At 68.9% G+C, this 17,968-nt stretch carries 16 protein-coding genes, 1 tRNA gene and 1 pseudogene; 8 read left to right on the forward strand and 10 right to left on the reverse strand.

From position 1 onward, the window contains the following. The first annotated feature begins 39 nt into the window (after window positions 1–39). The gene (locus ACW170_RS06165; RefSeq protein ID WP_492088782.1) at window positions 40–606 is read left to right on the forward strand and encodes an Ada metal-binding domain-containing protein; all 567 of its coding nucleotides are present in this window, start codon (window positions 40–42) and stop codon (window positions 604–606) included. A gap of 109 nt (window positions 607–715) precedes the next feature. Here ACW170_RS06165 and ACW170_RS06170 read toward each other — a convergent pair whose 3' ends face one another. From ACW170_RS06170 to ACW170_RS06185, 4 genes are all read right to left on the reverse strand, one after another. Further along, window positions 716–2,290: an autotransporter outer membrane beta-barrel domain-containing protein gene (locus ACW170_RS06170; protein ID WP_492088783.1), complete on the reverse strand. Its 1,575-nt coding sequence runs from the start codon at window positions 2,288–2,290 to the stop codon at window positions 716–718. Between the two features lie 104 nt (window positions 2,291–2,394). After that, window positions 2,395–4,719 carry a TonB-dependent receptor plug domain-containing protein gene (locus ACW170_RS06175; protein ID WP_492088784.1) on the reverse strand — a complete coding sequence of 775 codons (2,325 nt, stop codon included), beginning with the start codon at window positions 4,717–4,719 and terminating at the stop codon, window positions 2,395–2,397. After that, on the reverse strand, window positions 4,716–5,657 hold the full coding sequence (locus tag ACW170_RS06180) for a FecR family protein (RefSeq protein WP_492088785.1): 942 nt from the start codon (window positions 5,655–5,657) through the stop codon (window positions 4,716–4,718). The genes ACW170_RS06175 and ACW170_RS06180 overlap by 4 nt, the downstream gene beginning before the upstream one ends. 37 nt (window positions 5,658–5,694) lie before the next feature. Then, on the reverse strand, window positions 5,695–6,216 hold the full coding sequence (locus ACW170_RS06185) for an RNA polymerase sigma factor (RefSeq protein ID WP_492088786.1): 522 nt from the start codon (window positions 6,214–6,216) through the stop codon (window positions 5,695–5,697). A 182-nt stretch (window positions 6,217–6,398) separates the two neighbouring features. Here ACW170_RS06185 and ACW170_RS06190 point away from each other — a divergent pair, with 182 nt between their 5' ends. After that, window positions 6,399–7,532 (forward strand): glycosyltransferase family 4 protein, encoded by a 1,134-nt coding sequence (locus ACW170_RS06190; RefSeq protein ID WP_492088787.1) that lies wholly within the window; start codon window positions 6,399–6,401, stop codon window positions 7,530–7,532. On the opposite strand, the pseudogene ACW170_RS06195 reads toward ACW170_RS06190, so the two are convergent. The 3 genes and pseudogenes from ACW170_RS06195 to ACW170_RS06205 all read right to left on the reverse strand — a co-directional run. Beyond that, window positions 7,477–7,614: pseudogene (locus ACW170_RS06195) on the reverse strand (IS3 family transposase); the annotation flags it as partial. The gene ACW170_RS06190 and the pseudogene ACW170_RS06195 sit on opposite strands and share 56 nt — an antisense overlap. A gap of 52 nt (window positions 7,615–7,666) precedes the next feature. After that, window positions 7,667–10,522, reverse strand: coding sequence for a M16 family metallopeptidase (locus ACW170_RS06200; RefSeq protein ID WP_492088788.1), 2,856 nt, complete (start codon window positions 10,520–10,522; stop codon window positions 7,667–7,669). Between the two features lie 83 nt (window positions 10,523–10,605). Continuing rightward, window positions 10,606–11,475, reverse strand: coding sequence for an isoaspartyl peptidase/L-asparaginase family protein (locus ACW170_RS06205; RefSeq protein WP_492088789.1), 870 nt, complete (start codon window positions 11,473–11,475; stop codon window positions 10,606–10,608). 99 nt (window positions 11,476–11,574) lie between these two features. Between ACW170_RS06205 and ACW170_RS06210 the strand changes: the two genes are divergently transcribed. Further along, window positions 11,575–12,576, forward strand: coding sequence for an NADPH:quinone oxidoreductase family protein (locus ACW170_RS06210; protein WP_492088790.1), 1,002 nt, complete (start codon window positions 11,575–11,577; stop codon window positions 12,574–12,576). A 162-nt stretch (window positions 12,577–12,738) separates the two neighbouring features. On the opposite strand, the gene ACW170_RS06215 is transcribed toward ACW170_RS06210, so the two are convergent. After that, window positions 12,739–13,137 (reverse strand): YkvA family protein, encoded by a 399-nt coding sequence (locus ACW170_RS06215; RefSeq protein ID WP_492088791.1) that lies wholly within the window; start codon window positions 13,135–13,137, stop codon window positions 12,739–12,741. Between the two features lie 55 nt (window positions 13,138–13,192). Here ACW170_RS06215 and ACW170_RS06220 point away from each other — a divergent pair, with 55 nt between their 5' ends. Then, window positions 13,193–13,975, forward strand: a complete 783-nt coding sequence (locus ACW170_RS06220; protein WP_492088792.1) for an SDR family NAD(P)-dependent oxidoreductase — start codon at window positions 13,193–13,195, stop codon at window positions 13,973–13,975. A 220-nt stretch (window positions 13,976–14,195) separates the two neighbouring features. Then, window positions 14,196–14,270, forward strand: a tRNA-Gly gene (locus tag ACW170_RS06225). Window positions 14,271–14,328: 58 nt separating this feature from the next. Here the strand turns inward: ACW170_RS06225 and ACW170_RS06230 are convergent. Beyond that, window positions 14,329–14,784: a DUF3429 domain-containing protein gene (locus ACW170_RS06230; RefSeq protein WP_492088793.1), complete on the reverse strand. Its 456-nt coding sequence runs from the start codon at window positions 14,782–14,784 to the stop codon at window positions 14,329–14,331. 136 nt (window positions 14,785–14,920) lie between these two features. Between ACW170_RS06230 and ACW170_RS06235 the strand changes: the two genes are divergently transcribed. From ACW170_RS06235 to ACW170_RS06245, 3 genes are all read left to right on the forward strand, one after another. Further along, window positions 14,921–15,307, forward strand: coding sequence for a thiol-disulfide oxidoreductase DCC family protein (locus ACW170_RS06235; protein WP_492088794.1), 387 nt, complete (start codon window positions 14,921–14,923; stop codon window positions 15,305–15,307). A gap of 3 nt (window positions 15,308–15,310) precedes the next feature. Then, window positions 15,311–16,849, forward strand: coding sequence for a cryptochrome/photolyase family protein (locus tag ACW170_RS06240; protein WP_492088795.1), 1,539 nt, complete (start codon window positions 15,311–15,313; stop codon window positions 16,847–16,849). A 65-nt stretch (window positions 16,850–16,914) separates the two neighbouring features. Continuing rightward, window positions 16,915–17,670, forward strand: a complete 756-nt coding sequence (locus ACW170_RS06245; RefSeq protein WP_492088796.1) for a M48 family metallopeptidase — start codon at window positions 16,915–16,917, stop codon at window positions 17,668–17,670. Here ACW170_RS06245 and ACW170_RS06250 read toward each other — a convergent pair whose 3' ends face one another. After that, complete coding sequence (locus ACW170_RS06250) at window positions 17,671–17,925, reverse strand: hypothetical protein (RefSeq protein ID WP_492088797.1); 255 nt, start codon at window positions 17,923–17,925, stop codon at window positions 17,671–17,673. Window positions 17,926–17,968 lie beyond the last annotated feature (43 nt).

A 17,968-nucleotide genomic window follows, 5' to 3' on the forward strand; every position in this document is an offset into this window, starting at 1 on the left:
ACACGCCGATCAGCGCCCTGAAGTTACGCCTCGATCATAATGCGTCGTCGCCCCGGCGGCGTCTTCTCGGAAATACACTTTCTGGAAGACGCCATGTCCACGCCTGAGATCCCTATTTCCAATGTACTTACGCCGCGGGGACGTCGGATCGCTCAGGTTCATGCGCGAGATCCCCGCGCCGAGGGCGTCTTCTGGTATTCCGTAGTGACCACCGGGGTCTATTGTCGGCCCACCTGTCCGTCTCGCAGGGCCAGACCTGAACACATCCGCTTTCACGAGACACTGGCGGACGCGCGCCGCACAGGCTTTCGGCCCTGCCGCCGATGCCGGCCGGAAGAGCCCGCCCTTCACGAATACCATCGCGCCCTGGTCGAGGCGGCCTGCGCTGAGGTCTGCGCCGCAGGCGAGACGCCGAGCCTGAAGGCGCTGGCGGAGGCGGCCGGGATCAGCGCATCCCATTTCCACCGACTCTTCAGACGGGTGACAGGCGTGACCCCGGGTCGCTATTTCGCCGCCGCCCGCAGCACCGCCTCGACTCGGTCGTGGTCGTCGGCGTTCGTCGGCGATGTCGCCGGATATGGCTCGGGGCTCGGTCGTCTCATATAAGGAAGTGGCCGCCGCCTTTCGGCGGCGGCCTGCATCCCGCGTCGCGGACAGGGACGGGTGACACGCGCGGGATGATCGACTCAGGCGACGCGCGCCGTCGTCGAATGGTTCAGAAGCGGTAGCGCGCGCCCGCGCGCACGCCGCCGCCCAACTGATTTTCGCCGAAGCGGCCCTCGCCCTGGACAAAGGCCTGCAGCCCCCCCCCGGTCTGGAGCTGGGCTACAAACCGCGTTCGGGCGAAGGTCTTCTGGCCTTCCAGAGCGACAGCGTCGGTCTGGCCGCCGCTGACCAGGCGTCCGGTCTGGTCGGTGTCGAGATCCTGAACCGCCTCGACGGCCAGGGAGACGATCACGGCGCGGTCGTCGGCCAGGTCTTTGCGGATGAAGCCCTGGGCGCCCACCCGCGCCGAGAAGCCGCCGCGATCATCGAACACGACCCGCTGTCCAAGAACCTCGAGATCGTCCATGCCGCTTCGCACATAGTCGAGGCCGACGAGGGGTTCGAAACCGCCGCCTTCCAGGGCGATGCGATAGCCGGCCTCGATCTGTCCGCCCCAGCTCGTTCCATCCATATCCGCCTCGAAACCTGCGGCCGGGCTGCGGAGGTTGAGATGGTGGCGATCCGCCTTGATCAGCACGGTGCTGAAGAAGCCCAGTCTACGCCAGGCCGAATAGACGCCGGCGTTGACGGTTTCGATGTCCGCTCTCAGCCCGCTGTCGTCGAAGGTCAGCCGGGAATCGACGTAGCCGCCGGTGAGACCGACAACGGCCTGGCCGCCAGCAAAGTCGCGCGCGCCCAGGGAGGCGCCCATCTGACCGCCCGCGGTGGTCTGGTCATAGTCGAGGTCGAAACTCGCCCCGTCGCTTTTCCGATCCAGTCGACCGCCGTGGATCTGGGCCCAGACGCGGCTGGCGGCGCCGCCGGCGGCGCGCGCCATCGACTGCTCCGCCCCGAAGGCGTCGGCGGAGGCGCGCCAGGCGGTGGCGAGGCCTTCACCCGCCCGCACGGTCTGGTGGACGGCCAGGCCGGCCGAGGCGTTCAGCAGATAGGCCCGCGCCGCCGAGTCGTAGCTGACGGCGTAGCGGACCAGACCCTGGTCGGGATCGGCGACGTAGAAGGCGTTCGACGGCGAACTGGAGCCGACGGTGACCACGGTCAGACCCTTGGCCAGAAGGCGCGCATCGCTCGGGGCGATGTTCAGCAGAAGGCCCGTTCGGCCGGAGGCGCCGCCGCCGATGACGAACCTGTCCGCCGCCGAGGCGCCGATGTCCAGGCCCAGGCGGGCGTCGCCCGAGGCGGCGTAGGAGCCGGAGAGCGAAAAGACGTCGCCGGCCCGCTCGTTTCGGAGATCGACAAGCCCGCTGTCGTTGGCGAACCGTTCCAGACTGGTGAAGGTCAGGGTCAAGGGCGCGGCGCTCTTTGCGAACCGGAGCACGCCCTTGTTGGTGAACATGTCGTCGCCCGCGCCGTAGTCGCGTCCCTGGCTGATGACGAGGGTTCCGGTGTTTACCTCCCGGTCGTCGGCTGGGCTGAGGGGCGCGACGTCCCATGACGCCTCGTCTGCCAAGGCTGGGCTCAAGCCGACGAGACCGGCGCCGGCCAGAACCACGCCTGTTATGGCGAGAAGGTGAGCCGAACGGCGGCGGCGCTGTGCGCTGTGGCGAACGGATGATCGAACCGGCATTTATCGTTTCCCCGAGCGCCCTGCCTTGTGCCGAGCGCCGCCGCTGTGCGGCTGTTGGGGAGAAGACGCCGCCCGCCGGCGGAGACCTTACGGAGACCGCAAAATCAGAAGGCGGCCTCAAAGCCGAGCCGCACGGTCAGGGGACGCAGCGGGACCGCCTGGGGATCGAAGAGCCGGTAGGGCGATCCGATGCCGTAGCGGGTGGCCTGGACATGGAAAGGATTGGAAACCCTCAGGCTGAAGGCCCGCTGGGCCGAGCCGAGACGGGCGGTCAGCTCGGTACGCACATAGCCGCCCTGGGGGACGTCGAGGCCTGGTCCCAACCCAAGCCGCGACTTGCCGACATAGCGCACGTTGGCGCCGAGCGTCAGGGGCAGGCCGGCCAGACGCAGGTCATGCTGATCCACGGCCAACTGGGCGCCGACGGGCGCGACGTTCGGGATCGGGGCGCGGCCTACGCCGATGATCGTGGGCCGGTCGATACGCACGAGACTGTCGTTGAGAAACAGTCCGCCAGAGAGTTGCAGCGTGGGCGTCGGCGTCCAGGCGGCGCGCGCCGACACGAACCGGATTCGGCCGTCGCCGATATTGCCGGTCACGAGGTCGCCGCCCTGGGTCGCGACGTCGGCCTGGATGTCTCGCCAGTCCTGCCAGCCGATCGAGACCTGGGCTTGGATGTTCGGTGAGGAAGGCGTCTGGACGCCGGTTTCCCACAGGGTGACATGATCCGAGGCGAAGGTCTCCACGCCTCCATCGCTGTCGCTGACGCCGCCCGGTCGGACCGCCTGATCAAACCGCACAAAGGCCGACCAGCCGAATGGCGTCGTCCAGCGCGCCGAGACCGTCGGGGTCGCCGTCAGGCTGACGCCGTCGTCGCGCGGTGAGGCGGCTTCCACCGCGTTCGGCCCGACGGTATGGATGTCGTAGACGAGGCGAACCGCCGCCAGACGGCCGCCGAACGCAAGCCGCAAGCCGGGGGCGGGGCGAGCCACAGCCTCGCCGAAAACGGCGGCCTCTGCAAAGGTCCGGTCGAGGTCCGAGCCATAGGTCGGGCCCTGCGCCTGGGAGGGTTCAAACCGGCGTCGCTCGGCGCGGGTTTCACCGAGCGCCAGGGCGCCGCCGCCTGTCCAGGACCAGGGCGCCTCGCGGTCGGATTCGACGCGGAACTCGCTGGACAGGGCCCAGATCGATTGGTCGCGGTCCACGAGGGCGGCCACCGCTCCGCCCGGTTCGGTGGCGTCGAACCGTTCCTTGAGGGTCTGCCGCGAGAGACTGGTCGCGGAGGTCAGGCGCATGGCGCCGACGTCGCGGCTCGCTGTCACCCCCGCCAGTGCAAGCGTGCTTCGATAGGGTTCGGCGACCAGACGGTCCCGCGACAATCGCTGGTCCGCCGCCGGTATGGTCTGGGCGTCGTTTGCGACGATGTCCTGTCCGACCGCCGTGAGGTCGAAGGTCCAGCCGTCGCGAACCAGTCGGATTGCGCCGCGGAGACCCAAGGTCTCGACGCTGTCGCCGTCCTCGACGCCTCGCGCCGGATTGTTCAGGAAACCGCCGTCTCGACGACCATAGACGACGAGACGGGCAGCGGCGTCATCGCCCCAGGGTTGGTTGAGGATCGCCGCGGCGTCCGCCCCGTCTGCGCCGCCGGAGGTCGACGACAGACCGACGACGAACCGCGCGCTTGTCTCGGCGAAGGACGGTGAGACGGGTTGCAGACGGACGACGCCGCCGATGGAGCCGGCGCCGAACCGCGCGCCCTGCGGCCCCTCGAACACCTCGACGCCCGAGATGTCGACCAGGGCCAGGTCCGGGTCGGGCGATCCGTAGGTCAGTCTCAGGTCGCCCAGATACTGGCCGATCGTGGACTGAAGCGGTCCGTTGAAGGCGGAATCGGCGAGACCGCGGACGAAGAGCTTGTTGCGGCCCGGACCCTGGCGGGTTGAATCGACGGCGGCGGAAAGGTCGGCGACAGCCTCGCTGGAGGCGACCCCCTCCGCTCTGTCCAGTCCGTCGGGCGCGATGAGGGTTCGTCCGGTGGCTTCGGACAGGCCGCCTCGTCGCACGGAGGCCGTGACGATCACCTCGTCCAGAACGGTCGGGGCGGCCGGGCGCGGCGGCGGAGGCGCAGGGCGGACAGGGGGAGCCGGCTCGATCCGGTAGACCCCCTGGGCCAGCCGCACGGCGCGGGCCCCGGTCGGTCGCAACAGCCGCTCGAAGGCCTGGTCCACCGTCAGCCGCCCGTTGACGCCGCCCGCCGTCCGGCCGCGAAGTGGGGCCTGAACCACCACATCCACCCCGGCTTGAGCCGCGATCGCCTGTGCGCCCTGGAGCAGGGGGCCGGGGCGGACGTTGAAGTCATGTTGCTGGGCCGGCGCCTGAGCCGAGATATGGGCCAAGACGGCGGCGACAAGGACGGCCGGGGCTGTCACGGAACGGCGCGCGGCTCGATACGCCAACCGACGCCATTGTTCGTCACACTGGCGTCTAGGCTGAGTTCCAGCCGGCGTCGCACACTCTCCGGCGCCCCTGAAACCGAGAGGCTTCCCGAAATGCGGCTGTCCTCCATTTCCGGGGCGACGCTGACCGGGCGGCCCAGCGCGATCGACAGATCGACCGCGACGACCGCCAGGCGTTCATTGTCATAGACCAGCCGTCCGTCGCGCCAGGCGCCGACCGCCGCGAGATCCAGGCGACGGCGCTCGAAACCTTGGTCTCCGACGATGACGCCGTCGCCGGCGCCTAGAGTTACGGAGCGCCCCCTTTGATCGACCCGCACCACGCCCTCGGACACGGTCACGCGCGCGCCGTCGTGCAGACGGGTGACGTCGAAGACGGTCCCGAGATCCGTGACGGCGACCTCATTGACCTCGACCACGAACGGGCGGCGGTCGTCGTGGGCGACCTCGAACAGGGCGCGGCCTGACTCCAGCTCGGCGTTTCGGGGCGCGCGGCGGTCCAGGCGCAGACGCGTGCCGCCGGCGACATGGACGATCGTGCCGTCCGCCAGTTCCAGAGCCCGCTGTTCGCCGGGCGCGGTCTCAACCACCCAGGGCTGTGGCCGCATCAAACCGTACCAGCCGATCCCGAACAGTGCGGCGACGAGAACAGCGGCCGCCGCCGTGAGCCACATCCGCGAGGTCCGCCGCCGAGCCTCGCGCGCGGGGCGCAGACCTGATCGTCTGGACGGGGCGGCCATGGCGTCGACGAGATCGGCCTCGGTCTTCGCCAGCCGCCAGTAGACGGCCGCATTCAGCGGATCCTGGTCGAGCCACGCCTGCCAGTCGTCCCAGGCGTCAAAAGCGGGATCGTTGACGCGCACCAGCCAGTCCAGGGCGGCGCGTTCGACGGCGTGCGAGGTGTCGGTCATCTGCATATCCCCTGGACGCCGCGGTGTAGGGTTTGCCTCATGCCGGATCTCCCTCAAGGCCGAGGAGCGCGGCGTAGGCGCGTCGCAGGTGCTTCTCGACCGTGCTCAAGCCCATACGCAGGTCCTCGGCGATGCGGCGTTGGGTGTGGCCGTCGATTCGATGACGGCGGAAGATCATGGCGGCGGGGTCGCCCAGGGCTTCAAGCCGAACCTCAACGGCCGCCAGGGTTTCGCGTGCGATCAGGGCGCGTTCGGCCTCGGCGCTGGTCGCGGGGTCGACTGCGCTCCCGGCGTCCCTGATCCATGCGGCCTCGCGGGCGGATGTCCTAAGACGCCCGCGACGGCGGTCCAGAACGCCGGTGTAGACCATGCGAAACAGATAGGCGCGGGGATTGGCGATCGGGCCGCGCGAGCCCTGCACTCGGATCCAGACGTCTTGGAGAACGTCCTCCGCATCGTCCGCCGCGCCCATGGCGCGGGCGCGCCGCTCGAGCTCTGGCCGCAGGGCGTGAAACACCGCCTCTAGACCGGCGGCCTGTGTCGAAGACGGAGGGCTCATCGGCGCCCTATACACCCGCTCGCGACGATCCCGGCAACCGATGAGATCAGAGGTTGCGGCGAAAACGGTCGTCGATGATCGGACGTGCGGCCGTCCCGCTTACTTTCAAATTCAGCAAATTTGTCGCGGGCCGTGCGTCCGCAGCCTAAACGCCGCCTAGTTCTCAAGTCGGATCGTTCGCCGTGCGCACTGCAATCCTGATGCCTTCCGGATGCCGCTTTTCCGCGTCCCAGCCCAACTCCATGGAGACGGTGGTTCGAACCCTGGTTCAGGCCAGCCCAGGCCAGGATGTCCGAATATTCTGCTGCGAAGGCGCCGAAGATCATGGTCTGCCGAATGTCGTCGTCCTGCCGGTCGATCGTGCAAGCCGTCGCACAGCCTTGATCGAAGGTCTGCGAGCCTATCGACCCGATGTGATCGAACACCACCAGCAGGTCAAACAGGCCGTGTTCGTTTCGTCAGTCCTGCCTGAGCCTGCCCATATCCTGTATCGCCACAACGCCCTGAAAACGCCTCGCCATATGCTGGACGACTGGCGGTACAACCGACGCTACGACTGGATGGACGGCTTCGTCTTCGTCAGCGATGCGGAAAAGGACGCCTTTGTTCGCGCCTACCCCCGTCAGGCGGAGCGGGCCTTCTCGGTGCCCAATCCCATCGACGTGGGGCCCTGGCTGGCGCCGCTCGAACGCCGGGAGCCGATCATCGCCTTCGCCGGGCGGGCCATGCCGGAAAAGGGCGTCGCCGCCATCTGCGCCGCCCTTCCCACCGTGCTGGACCGTCATCCGGAGTGGCGCGCCGTTCTGATGCTGAACGACTGGGACCATCATCACCGCTGGGCGGGTCCGCATGTGGCGCCGCTGACGCGCTTCGGCGAGAGGGTCACAATCCTGCGCTCCGCTCCCATCGGTCAGGTTCAGACGGTCATGAAGTCCGCCGCCATCGCCCTGACGCCCTCGATCTGGGACGAACCCTTCGGCCTCACCGCCGTGGAAGCCCACGCGGCAGGCGCCGCCCTGATCTCATCGGGTCGTGGGGGACTGCGCGAAGCCAGCGGCCCTCATGCCCTCTATTTGCGGGCCGTGGCTCCCGACCTGCTGATCGAGGCGATGGAGCGCCTGATTCTTGATCCGGGCGAGAGGTTCAGGCTCGCGCGCGGCGGACAGCGCTATGTGTCCGAGGTTCACCAGCCGGGGCGCAGAGCGGCTCAACTGCACATGGTACGCAGAATTGTTCTGGCCGAATGCCAGGCTACCGCCCCCGTCGCACCGCCAAGCCCTCTCCCTGATAGTGCCGAGACGGCTTCTTCTTGTTGAGGCTGAAGCGCTCGCGCTCCAGACTGATGCATAGGCGCCGATAGCCGAAGCGACGGCGCTCTCCGACTAAGCTCCGCAGCCGCCCCTCGGGACGAGCCCGAGGATGACGGCATCAGGAAGTCGGGAGCATGCTCCTACTTCAGCGAACCGCTGTTCAGGTTCAGGTCCCCGGCCTCGATGACCTCCAGGTTCGGGTGTTTGGCGCGCAGGGCGTCGAGGAACAGCGAGCCGTCGCCGACGATCACCAGGCTGGCGCGATTGACCGGCAGGTGTTCGGCGAAGGCGGCCTCGACCTGTTCCGGTGTGACGGCGCGGACGCGACCGGCGTAGTCGGCCAGATCGCTCATCGGCAGGTCGTACAGAGCCAGATTGGCGACCAGCGAGCCCAGGCCGTCCACGGTTTCCAGCGAGCGACCGAAGCCGCCGATCAGGGTGGCGCGGCGCGGGGCCAGGTCGGCCTGGGTCGGGGTCTCGGTTCCCAGTTTGGCGATCTCGGCCAGGATCAGGTCGGCGACCTCGTCGGCGGTCTCGTTCTTGGTCTGGGTCGAGGCGGTGAAGACGCCGGCGTCGGCGCGTACGCCCAAGGAGGATCCGGCGCCGTAGGACAGGCCGCGCTTGATGCGGATCTCCTGGTTCAGCCGCGACGAGAAGCCGCCGCCCAGCAGGGTGTTGCCGACCGTCAGCGGGAAATAGTCGGCGTCGGTGCGCGACACGCCGCGGATGGCGGCGACGACGGCGGCCTGGCCGGCGCCGGGCTGGTTCACCACGACGATGCGCGGGGCGAGGGCCTGACCGGCGGGATTGGCGGTGGCGGCGGGCGCAGTTCCGGCCGGGCGCCAGTCGCCGAACGCCTGTTGCGCCAGGGCGCGGGCGGCGGCGGGGGTGATGTCGCCCGAGAAGACCAGGGTCGCGTCCGATGGGCGATAGCGGGCGGCGTGGAAGGCGGCCACGTCGGCGGGGGTGATGGCCGGCACCGTCTGCTGCGTCAGGGTCGCGCCATAAGGGGCGTCGCCATAGATAACGCGGCCCACGGTCATGCTGGCGATCGAGCCCGGCTGGCTGAGGGCGACGCGCAGGCCGTCCAGGGCCTGGGCCTGCTGACGCTCCAGCTCTTCGGCGGCGAAGGTGGGGTTCTTCACCAGATCAGCCATCAGAGCGACCGTCGCCGGGAAGGCATTGGCCGGGGCGTTGGCGTAGACATTGGTGAAGTCCACGCCGGCGCCGGCGCCGATGGAGGCGCCCAGCTGTTCGATCTCCGTCGCGATCTCGGGCGCCGACTTGGTCTTGGTGCCCTGGGTCAGCAGCGCGGCGGTCATGGAGGCGATCCCGGCCTTGCCGGTGGGATCATCGGACGAACCGGCGTCGAAGCTGAGGCGGGCCGAGACCAGCGGCAGGCCGTCGGTCGGGGCGACCAGGACGCGCAGGCCGTTGGACAGACGGAAGTCGGCGACGGTCGGGGTGGCGGGCGCCACCTCCGCCCCCGGCTGCGGCAAGGCCGCACGCTCGGCCTCTGGCAGCAGGACGGCCGGGGTTCCCGCCGGCGCCAGGTCGGCCACCTTGACGGGGGCGTCCACGTTCATCTTCTGAACCGAGGGCGGGTTCTGCTCGTCAGCGGCCAGATAGCGGATCGTCGACTGCCGCTGCGGCGTCAGATATTTGCGGGCCACACGCTGAACGTCGGCGACGGTGACCGCCTGGATCTGGGCGATCTCGCGGTCGGCGGCGGCGGCGTCGCCGGTGTTGATCAGGGCGAAGCCCAGCGCCACGGCGCGGTCGTCCACGGTCTCGCGGCTGCGCAGGGTGTCGGCGACGATCTCGTTCTTGGCCTCGGTCAGTTCGGCGGCGGTGACGGGGATGTCGCGCAGCTTGGCGATCTCGGCGTTCAGGGCGGCGATCCCCTCCTCGGCCGTGTGCCCTTGGGCCATGATGGCCAGGGCGGTCAGATTGCCGGCCTGCTGGGCGAAGTCGGGCGTCGAGCCGATCTGGGCGGCGATCTGCTGATCATAGACCAGCGAACGGTACAGGCGGCTGCTCTCTCCGGTCGACAGTATGCCGTCCAGCACGGTCAGGGCGGCGCGGTCGGCGTCGGCGTACTTGACCGTCGGCCAGCCGAGCACGACGGCGGGCAGGGGGACGTTCGGCGCATAATAGGTGGCGTCTCGCGGGCCGGTCGGCTCGGGCTCTACGACATTATTAGCCGGAAGGGGCGTGGTCGGGTTCTTAAGCGGGGCGAAATACTGGTCGATCCAGCGGTCCAACTGCGCCTGGTCGAAATTGCCCGCCACGATCAGATAGGCGCTGTCGGGCCGGTAGTAGGTGGCGTGGAAGCGTAGGACGTCGTCCAGGGACGAGGCTTCAAGCTCCTCGATCGAGCCGATGCCGGCGCGGCGATAGGGGCTCTCCTGATACAGGGTCTCGGGCACGAACAGGCCGAACAGGCGGCCGTAGGGATTGGCGAGGATGCGCTGGCGGTATTCCTCCTTCACCACGTCACGCTCGGCGACGAAGGTCGGCTCGTCGACGACAAGCGAACCCATCCGCTCGGCCTCGGCGAACAGCATCCGCTGCAGGTGGTTGGCGGGGACGGTCTCGAAATAGGCGGTGGTGTCGTCGGCGGTGAAGGCGTTGTTCGACCCGCCCACATCCTCGGTCAGCCGGTCGAAGGTTTCCGGCGGCAGGTTCTTGGTCGCCTTGAACATCAGGTGTTCGAACAGGTGGGCGAAGCCCGAGCGGCCGGCCGGATCGTCCTTTGACCCGACCTTGTACCAGACCTGGACCGTCACGTTCGAAGTGTCGGCGTCGCGGGCCGTATAGACCTCCAGCCCGTTCGGCAGCACGCGCTTGGCGAAGCCCAGAGGCGGGACGGTGACGCCTTGGGGCGCCTGGACGGCGGCGATCGCGGCCACTGGGGCCGGGGCGGCGAAGGCGGGCGCGGTCAGTCCCAGCAGCAGGGCCGAGGCGGCGACGGTGACGGTCAGGCGGATTTTCATCGGGGGTCTCCAGGCCCGGAACGCCGGGGCGGAGGCGACCGTACCAGCGTCCGCCCGCCGTGCACCTTACAGAGATGTAATCTTCAGCGCCTGAACACCTCGACCCCGATCTCGCCGTCCGGCGTCAGCCAGGCGCGTTTCATGCCTTGGCTGTTGAAGGGGCTGGCGATGTTTCCGGCGGCGTCCAGGGCGATCAGGCCGCCGTCGCCGCCCATATGGCCGATCTCGTCGATGACGGCCTGGGTCGCCTGCGCCAGAGTCTGGCCGGCGGCGACACGCCAGGCGACCTGGGCGGCGGCGGCGACGCGGATGAAATATTCGCCCTGGCCGGTGCAGGAGGTGGCCGCGTGGCCGTCGGCCCAGGTTCCGGCGGCGGGGATGGGGGTGTCGCCGACGCGGCCCGGCATCTTGCCGAAGACCCCGGCGGTCGAGGTGGCGGCGGCGAGACGGCCCTGGCTGTCCAGCACGCAGCAGCCGACGGTGCCGTGGCTGAGGGTTCCGGGCGGATGATTGTCCTCCCCCTGGCCGGCGCCGGTGTACCAGGCGGCCTCGTCGGCGATGGGCTCAAGCCCCTGGTCATGGGCGAACAGGGCCGCGCCCTCGCCTACCAGCATGACGTGCGGCGTGCGGTCCATCACCGCGCGGGCGGCGACGACGGGGTTGCGGAAGCCCTGGAGCGCGGCGACGGCGCCAGCCCGGCGGGTGGCGCCGTCCATCAGGCTGGCGTCCAGCTCATAGGCGCCGGCCAGATTGGGCGAGGCGCCCTTGCCGGCGACATAGAGGCCGGAATCCTCAAGCAGGGTCACCGCCGCCACGGCCACGTCCAGGGCGCTGTCGCCCGCGTCCAGCCGGGCCTTCATGGCCTCGACCACCTGGCGCATGTGCACGACCTCGGCGTCATAGTTGCGTTCGCGCCGGGCGCCGGCGCCGCCGTGGAGGATGAGGGCGGTCATGATCTGTCTTCCCGAGCCTGTTGTTTCGCCTCTTTCAAACGGGCGTGGCGCTCTTTAGCGTCGTCGAGAAGGCCGCGCCATGTCGGCCAAGGAGGAATAATGCGCGCAGTCCTGTCCAAGACCGCCGGTGGTCCCGAAACTCTCGTGGTCGAAGACGTGCTCGATCCGACGCCCAAGGCGGGCGAGGTGGTGATCGAGGTCAAGGCGGTGGGGATCAACTATCCCGACACCCTGATTATCGAGGACAAATACCAGTTCCGCCCCGAACGGCCCTTCTCGCCCGGTGCGGAAGTCGCCGGCGTGGTCGAGGCCGTGGGCGAAGACGTCAAGGGCGTGCGCAAGGGCGACCGGGTCATCGCCGTGCCCGGCTGGGGCGGCTTGGTCGAGCGGCTGGCGGTCAAGGCCGAGACGGTCATTCCCATCCCAGAGGCCATGAGCTTCGAGGAGGCGGCGGCCCTGATCATGACCTATGGCACCAGCTATTATGCGCTGAAGGACCGGGCGCAACTGAAGCCCGGCGAGACGCTTCTGGTGCTGGGCGCGGCCGGGGGCGTGGGCGCCGCCGCCGTCGAATTGGGCAAGGCCATGGGCGCGCGGGTCGTGGCGGCGGCCTCGACCAATGACAAGGTCCAGTTCGCCCTGGATCTGGGGGCGGACAACGGCCTGATCTATCCGACCGGGCCGATGGACAAGGCGGGGCAGAAGGAGCTGTCCGGCGAGTTCAAGCTGGCGGCCGGCCGCGACGGCGCGGACGTGGTCTATGACGCGGTGGGCGGCGACTACGCCGAACCGGCGCTGCGGGCCATGGACTGGAACGGGCGCTATCTGGTGGTCGGCTTCCCGGCGGGGATTCCGTCCCTGCCGCTGAACCTGACCCTACTGAAGTCGGTGTCGGTGATCGGGGTCTTCTGGGGCGCGGCCGTGGCGCGTGATCCCAAGGGGCACGCCGCCAACATGGCCGAGCTGATGCAGATGTATGCCGAGGGCAAGATCAAGCCGCGCGTGTCGCAGACCTTCCCCCTGGAGAAGGCCGGGGCGGCGATCAAGGCGCTGGGGGATCGTCAGGCCTTGGGCAAGATCGTGGTGACGGTGGAAAGCTGAAATCCCCTCTCCCCTTGCGGGAGAAGGTGGCCCGAAGGGCCGGATGAGGGGTCGGTCTGTGCGAAACGGCGAGGCCGGCGCGACCCCTCGCCCGACCGCGCCAGGACGACGGCTGCGCCGCCGTGCGCGGTCTCCCTCTCCCGCAGGGGGAGAGGGGTGTGCCTATTTCGCCTTCAGCCGCTGCACCGCGTCCTCGGCCTGGTCGCGGTGGCGGCGTTTGATGTTGGCACCGAGGGTGGCGATCAGGGCGGCGATGACGGCGGCGTCGTCGGTGTAGCCGATGCCGGCGAACAGGTCGGGGATCGCGTCGATCGGCATGATGAAATAGGCCAGGCCGGCGAAGATCATGCCCTTGGCCGGCAGGGGCGTGGCCGGGTCGCGGGCGGCGTACCAGGCGGCCAGGGCCTGATCCGCGAAGGGGATTCGGGCGGCCGTGCGTTGCAGCTTGGGCCAGAAGCCCTTGGCCACGCGCACTTCGTTGACCTTGACCACGGACGGGACCAGGGCCTTGCGCGGGTCAAGGGCGTCGGATGGGTCGGCGGGTTTGGCTTTGGCGGTCATGGCCGCTAAATCCTCAAACGAAACTCAGGTTCATTACAACATAGGAACGACCGGGATGAAACTCGACAACAGTATCGCAGCAGTGGTCACCGGCGGGGCCTCGGGCCTAGGCGAAGGCACGGCGCGCGCCATCGCCGCCACCGGGGCCCGGGTGGCCTTGTTCGATCTGAACGCCGAACGCGGCGAAGAGATCGCCAAGGAAATCGGCGGCGTCTTCTGCCAGGTCGACGTCACCGACGACGCCTCGGTCGCCGCCGCCTTCGCCAAGGCCCGCGCCGCCCACGGCCAGGAGCGGCTGACCGTCAACTGCGCCGGCATCGCCACCGGCATGAAGACCGTCTCGCGCAAGAAGGACACCGGCGAGATCAAGGCCCACGATATGGCCCAGTTCGAACGGACGGTGCGGGTCAATCTGTTCGGCACCTTCCGCGTCCTGTCGCAGTCGGCGGCCGGAATGGTGACCCTGGAGCCGATGGCGGACGGCGAGCGCGGCCTGATCGTCAATACGGCGTCGGTGGCGGCCCAGGACGGTCAGATCGGCCAGGCGGCCTATTCGGCGTCCAAGGGCGGGGTCTACGCCATGACCCTGCCGATCGCGCGGGACTTGGCGCAGGAAGGGGTGCGCTGCAACACCATTCTGCCCGGTATCATGTGGACGCCGATGATGGCCGGCATGGACCAGAAGATCCAGGACGCCCTGGCCGCCGCCATCCCCTTCCCCAGCCGCCTGGGCACGCCCGCCGACTACGCCTCCCTGGTGCTGGAGCTGGCGCGCAACGTCTATATCAACGGCGAGTGCATCCGGCTGGATGGGGCTATTCGCTTGGCGCCGCGCTGACGCGCGGAAGGGCGCTACGCTCGCGACGCGGTCGCTCGCTGCTTGAGCGCGAAGGCGCTCATGCGGCGAGCGTACAGGCGTTCCGGTAGGGGCAGTTTGCGCATGAATTCGGTTCAAGTCGCGCGAAGCGCGATAGCCACAAAAAAGAGCTTGCAGGACCGATCAACCCTCCGCTATACGCCCCCTCCTCGACGGGGAGCGCACCTAGCTCCTACGGAGTGCGGGCGTAGCTCAGTGGTAGAGCACAACCTTGCCAAGGTTGGGGTCGAGAGTTCGAATCTCTTCGCCCGCTCCAAGTCGAGACTGACAAAATCAGGGGCCTGTCGTTTTCGGCAGGCCCCGATTTTTTTGCCCTAGATCAGCCCGGCGGCGAGGGTCAGGACGCCCAGTCCGAGCGACAGGGGCGCGCGCAGGGCCAGCCATCCCTGGGGCGTCATGCCGGCCGCCTTGAGACGGAGATCGACGCTCAGGCTGGCGGCGATGAAGACGCCCAGAATCATAAGGGACGGTTCGGGCCAGGTCTGGCCGGTCGCCCAGGGCCAGGCCGTCGCAAGGGCCAGCAGGGATGGCGCCACGGCGGCGATCCAGACCCAGCGTGGGGCGCCGCCGTGTCTCGTGGCGGCCAAGCCCCACCAGACCCCGCCCAGGAAGCTGAAGATCAGGGCGGCGTAGGCATAGGCGAGGCTGAGGGCTGAGAACCGGACGTCCGGCCCGCCGAAGATCAGGACCCCGACCGCCGCCGCCTGGGGCAGCAGACCGGCGAAACCCAGGATGCGGGCAAGGGGCGGCAGCGCGGGGTGGTCGGTCATTTCGGCATCCATCGTATCGGCCATCGGTCATCGATCGGGGCGGCGTCTGATCCAGGTTATAGAAATTTGCGTATAGGATTGCGACTGCGCGCTGCGCCCCCGGAAGGCCGTCGTCGTCGATGACTGGAGCCTTTCCTTGCCCCCAACCCCGACCATAGCCCCGATCAAGAGCCCGCTGCTCGTCTGGTACGACGGCGGCTGCCCCCTGTGCCGCCGCGAGATTGCCCTGATGCGTCGGCTGGATCACCGAGGCGCGATCCAGTTCGTCGATGTGGCCTCGGGCGATGACGCGTCCTGTCCCCTGGACCGCGACGCCCTGCTGGCCCGGTTCCACGCCAGCGAGAATGGACGGCTGCTGTCGGGGGCCGCGGCGTTTGCGGCCATGTGGCGGGCCATTCCCCTGCTGCGATTGCTCGGGCTGGCGGCGCGCGCTCCCATGGTGCTGGCGGGGCTGGAAGCCGCCTATCGGGTGTTTCTGAAGGTGCGACCCCGGCTTCAGGCCCTGGCCCGCAAGGCGGGGTGAGCCATGGCCGTGCTGCGGCTGGTGCTGGGCGACCAGCTGTCCGATGGCCTGTCGGCCCTGGAGGGGCTTGAGCCCGGGGTCGACGCCGTCCTGATGGCCGAGGTGCGCGACGAGGCGACCTATGTCCGCCATCACAAGCAGAAGATCGCCCTGACCTTCGCGGCCATGCGCGGCCATGCCGAGCGGCTGGCGGGCCGAGGCGTGCAGGTGCGCTATGTGCGGATCGACGATCCCGACAACAGTGGTTCGATCACCGGGGAGCTGGGTCGGGCGCTGGAGGGCGGCGGTTACGACCGGGTCGTCATCACCGAATGCGGGGAGTGGCGGCTGGCTGAGCATCTGGCGGCCTTCGCGGAAGGCGCGAGCCTGCCGGTCGAAATCCGCGAGGATCGCCGCTTCCTCTGTTCGCATGACCGGTTCCGGCGCTGGGCCTCGGGCAAGTCGCAGCTGCGGATGGAGTTCTTCTATCGCGAGATGCGGCGCGAGACCGGCCTGCTGATGGACGGCGCCCAGCCGGAGGGCGGGCGCTGGAACTATGACGCCGAGAACCGCAAGAAACTGCCGCGCGGCCTGACGCCGCCGTCGCGGCTGCGCATTCCGCCCAATGCGACGACCCGAGCGGCCATGGCGGACGTCGAGCGGCTGTTCGGGGATCATTTTGGATCGCTGGAGGCCTTTGGCTGGCCGACGACGGCGGCGGAGGCCGAGGCGGTTCTGGCGCATTTCCTGGAGGCGATTCTGCCGTCGTTCGGCGACTGGCAGGACGCCATGGCGGAGGATCAGCCGTGGATGTGGCACGGGCTGATCTCGACCTCGCTGAATCTGGGCCTGCTCGATCCGCTGGACGTCTGTCGCCGGGCCGAGGCGGTCTATCGCGCCGGGAGGGCGCCGCTTAACGCGGTCGAGGGCTTCATCCGCCAAATCCTGGGCTGGCGCGAGTTCGTGCGCGGGATCTACTGGTTGAAGGCGCCGGAGTATCGGGTCAGGAACTTCCTGGACGCGGACCGGACCCTGCCCTGGTTCTACTGGTCCGGCGAGACCGACATGGCCTGCGTGGCGGATGCGGTGAAGACGACGCAGGACAACGCCTACGCCCACCATATCCAGCGACTGATGGTGACGGGGAACCTGGCCCTGTTGCTGGGTGTCCATCCCGACGCGGTCGACGACTGGTATATGGCCGTCTACGCCGACGCCTATGAATGGGTGGAGATGCCCAATACGCGGGGCATGGCCCTGTTCGCCGACGGCGGGATCGTGGGGTCCAAACCCTATGCGGCGTCCGGGGCCTATATCGACCGGATGAGCGACTACTGCGGCGGCTGCCGCTATGACGTGAAGAGCAAGAGCGGCGACGCGGCCTGCCCCTTCAACCGGCTGTACTGGGGCTTTCTGGAGCGCAATCGGGGCCGGCTGAGGGACAATGTGCGCCTGGCCATGCCCTACAAGACCCTGCACGGGTTTGACGAGGCGAAACGGGCTGCGCTGGCCGCCGAGGCGGAGGCGTGCCGGACCCTGCTGGGGGCGAACCCGATCAAATAGGGGGAACCTCGACGCGGCGGACGGTATTTGCTTGGATGTTCCGTCAACCCCGCCAGAGGCCGCCCATGATCGCCATTCGCCGTCCCGCCGCCATCCTGGTCGCCGCCGTTGCGGCCTCGGCCCTGTCCGCCTGCGCCTATAACGAGGCGCTGGGGCGCAATCAGCTGCTGCTGGTTGACAACGCCTCCCTGTCGCAGCAGTCGACCGCCGCCTGGCGCGAGGCCATCGCCAAGCCGGGCGTCCAGACCTCCGGCGCCCAGGTTGATCGGATACGGCGTGTCGGCGGGCGGCTGGTGCAGGCGGCGGGCCTGGGCGGCCGGACCTGGGACTACGCCGTCTTCAGCGAGAAGAGCCCCAACGCCTTCGTCCTGCCGTCGGGCCAGATCGGCGTGACCGACAGCCTGCTGGCCCTGGTCCAGAACGACGACCAGCTGGCCAGCTTCATCGGTCATGAGATCGGCCATGTCGTCGCCAACCACGCGGCCGAGCGCGCCTCCAGCCAGTCGCTGACCGCCGTCGGCCTGGCGGCCGTGGGCGGCGCAGCGGGACGCTATGGCGATGCGGTCAACGCCTATGGCGGTCTGGCGGCCCAGTACGGGCTGCTGCTGCCCTATTCGCGACGCGATGAACTGGAGGCCGACCGGCTGGGCGTGGACTATATGGCGGCGGCGGGGTTCAGGCCCTCACAAGCCGTCGCCCTGTGGCGGCTGATGGCGGCGCAACGCCAGGCCAGCGTCCCTCAGTTCGCCTCGACCCACCCGTCGGATGCGACGCGGATCGATCTGCTGCAGCAATATATCGCTAGCAAGGGCTGGAACTGATCAGACCTTGATGTCGAGATAGGTCCCCGGGCGCATGATCCGGGGCGTTTCCCCGTCGGCTGCGGGCCGCGGCGCAAACGGGCGGGGCGCAGTGGCCACGGGCGCCTGAACCTGGATCGGCGTGGCTTGAACCTGGGCCGCCTGGACTTGGTTCAGCGCGGTGCGGAAGAAGGCGGCCTGGGCGTTTCGCGCAGACGGAGCCTCGCCCAAGGGCGTGGGCAGGGACTGCGGCAAACCGGGGCGAATCGCGCTCATGCCCAATCGTTAACGCATTCGGAGCGATCAATCGTTAACAAGG

It is taken from the genome of Brevundimonas sp. FV2ps16 (assembly GCF_058681075.1).

Excerpts from the sequence above, each read along its gene's own strand:
- ACW170_RS06165 (WP_492088782.1), top strand. The coding sequence starts at position 40 with ATGCGTCGTCGCCCCGGCGGCGTCTTCTCGGAAATACACTTTCTGGAA.
- ACW170_RS06170 (WP_492088783.1), bottom strand. The coding sequence starts at position 2,290 with ATGCCGGTTCGATCATCCGTTCGCCACAGCGCACAGCGCCGCCGCCGT.
- ACW170_RS06180 (WP_492088785.1), bottom strand. The coding sequence starts at position 5,657 with ATGACCGACACCTCGCACGCCGTCGAACGCGCCGCCCTGGACTGGCTG.
- ACW170_RS06185 (WP_492088786.1), bottom strand. The coding sequence starts at position 6,216 with ATGAGCCCTCCGTCTTCGACACAGGCCGCCGGTCTAGAGGCGGTGTTT.
- ACW170_RS06200 (WP_492088788.1), bottom strand. The coding sequence starts at position 10,522 with ATGAAAATCCGCCTGACCGTCACCGTCGCCGCCTCGGCCCTGCTGCTG.
- ACW170_RS06205 (WP_492088789.1), bottom strand. The coding sequence starts at position 11,475 with ATGACCGCCCTCATCCTCCACGGCGGCGCCGGCGCCCGGCGCGAACGC.
- ACW170_RS06210 (WP_492088790.1), top strand. The coding sequence starts at position 11,575 with ATGCGCGCAGTCCTGTCCAAGACCGCCGGTGGTCCCGAAACTCTCGTG.
- ACW170_RS06215 (WP_492088791.1), bottom strand. The coding sequence starts at position 13,137 with ATGACCGCCAAAGCCAAACCCGCCGACCCATCCGACGCCCTTGACCCG.
- ACW170_RS06220 (WP_492088792.1), top strand. The coding sequence starts at position 13,193 with ATGAAACTCGACAACAGTATCGCAGCAGTGGTCACCGGCGGGGCCTCG.
- ACW170_RS06230 (WP_492088793.1), bottom strand. The coding sequence starts at position 14,784 with ATGACCGACCACCCCGCGCTGCCGCCCCTTGCCCGCATCCTGGGTTTC.
- ACW170_RS06240 (WP_492088795.1), top strand. The coding sequence starts at position 15,311 with ATGGCCGTGCTGCGGCTGGTGCTGGGCGACCAGCTGTCCGATGGCCTG.
- ACW170_RS06245 (WP_492088796.1), top strand. The coding sequence starts at position 16,915 with ATGATCGCCATTCGCCGTCCCGCCGCCATCCTGGTCGCCGCCGTTGCG.
- ACW170_RS06250 (WP_492088797.1), bottom strand. The coding sequence starts at position 17,925 with ATGAGCGCGATTCGCCCCGGTTTGCCGCAGTCCCTGCCCACGCCCTTG.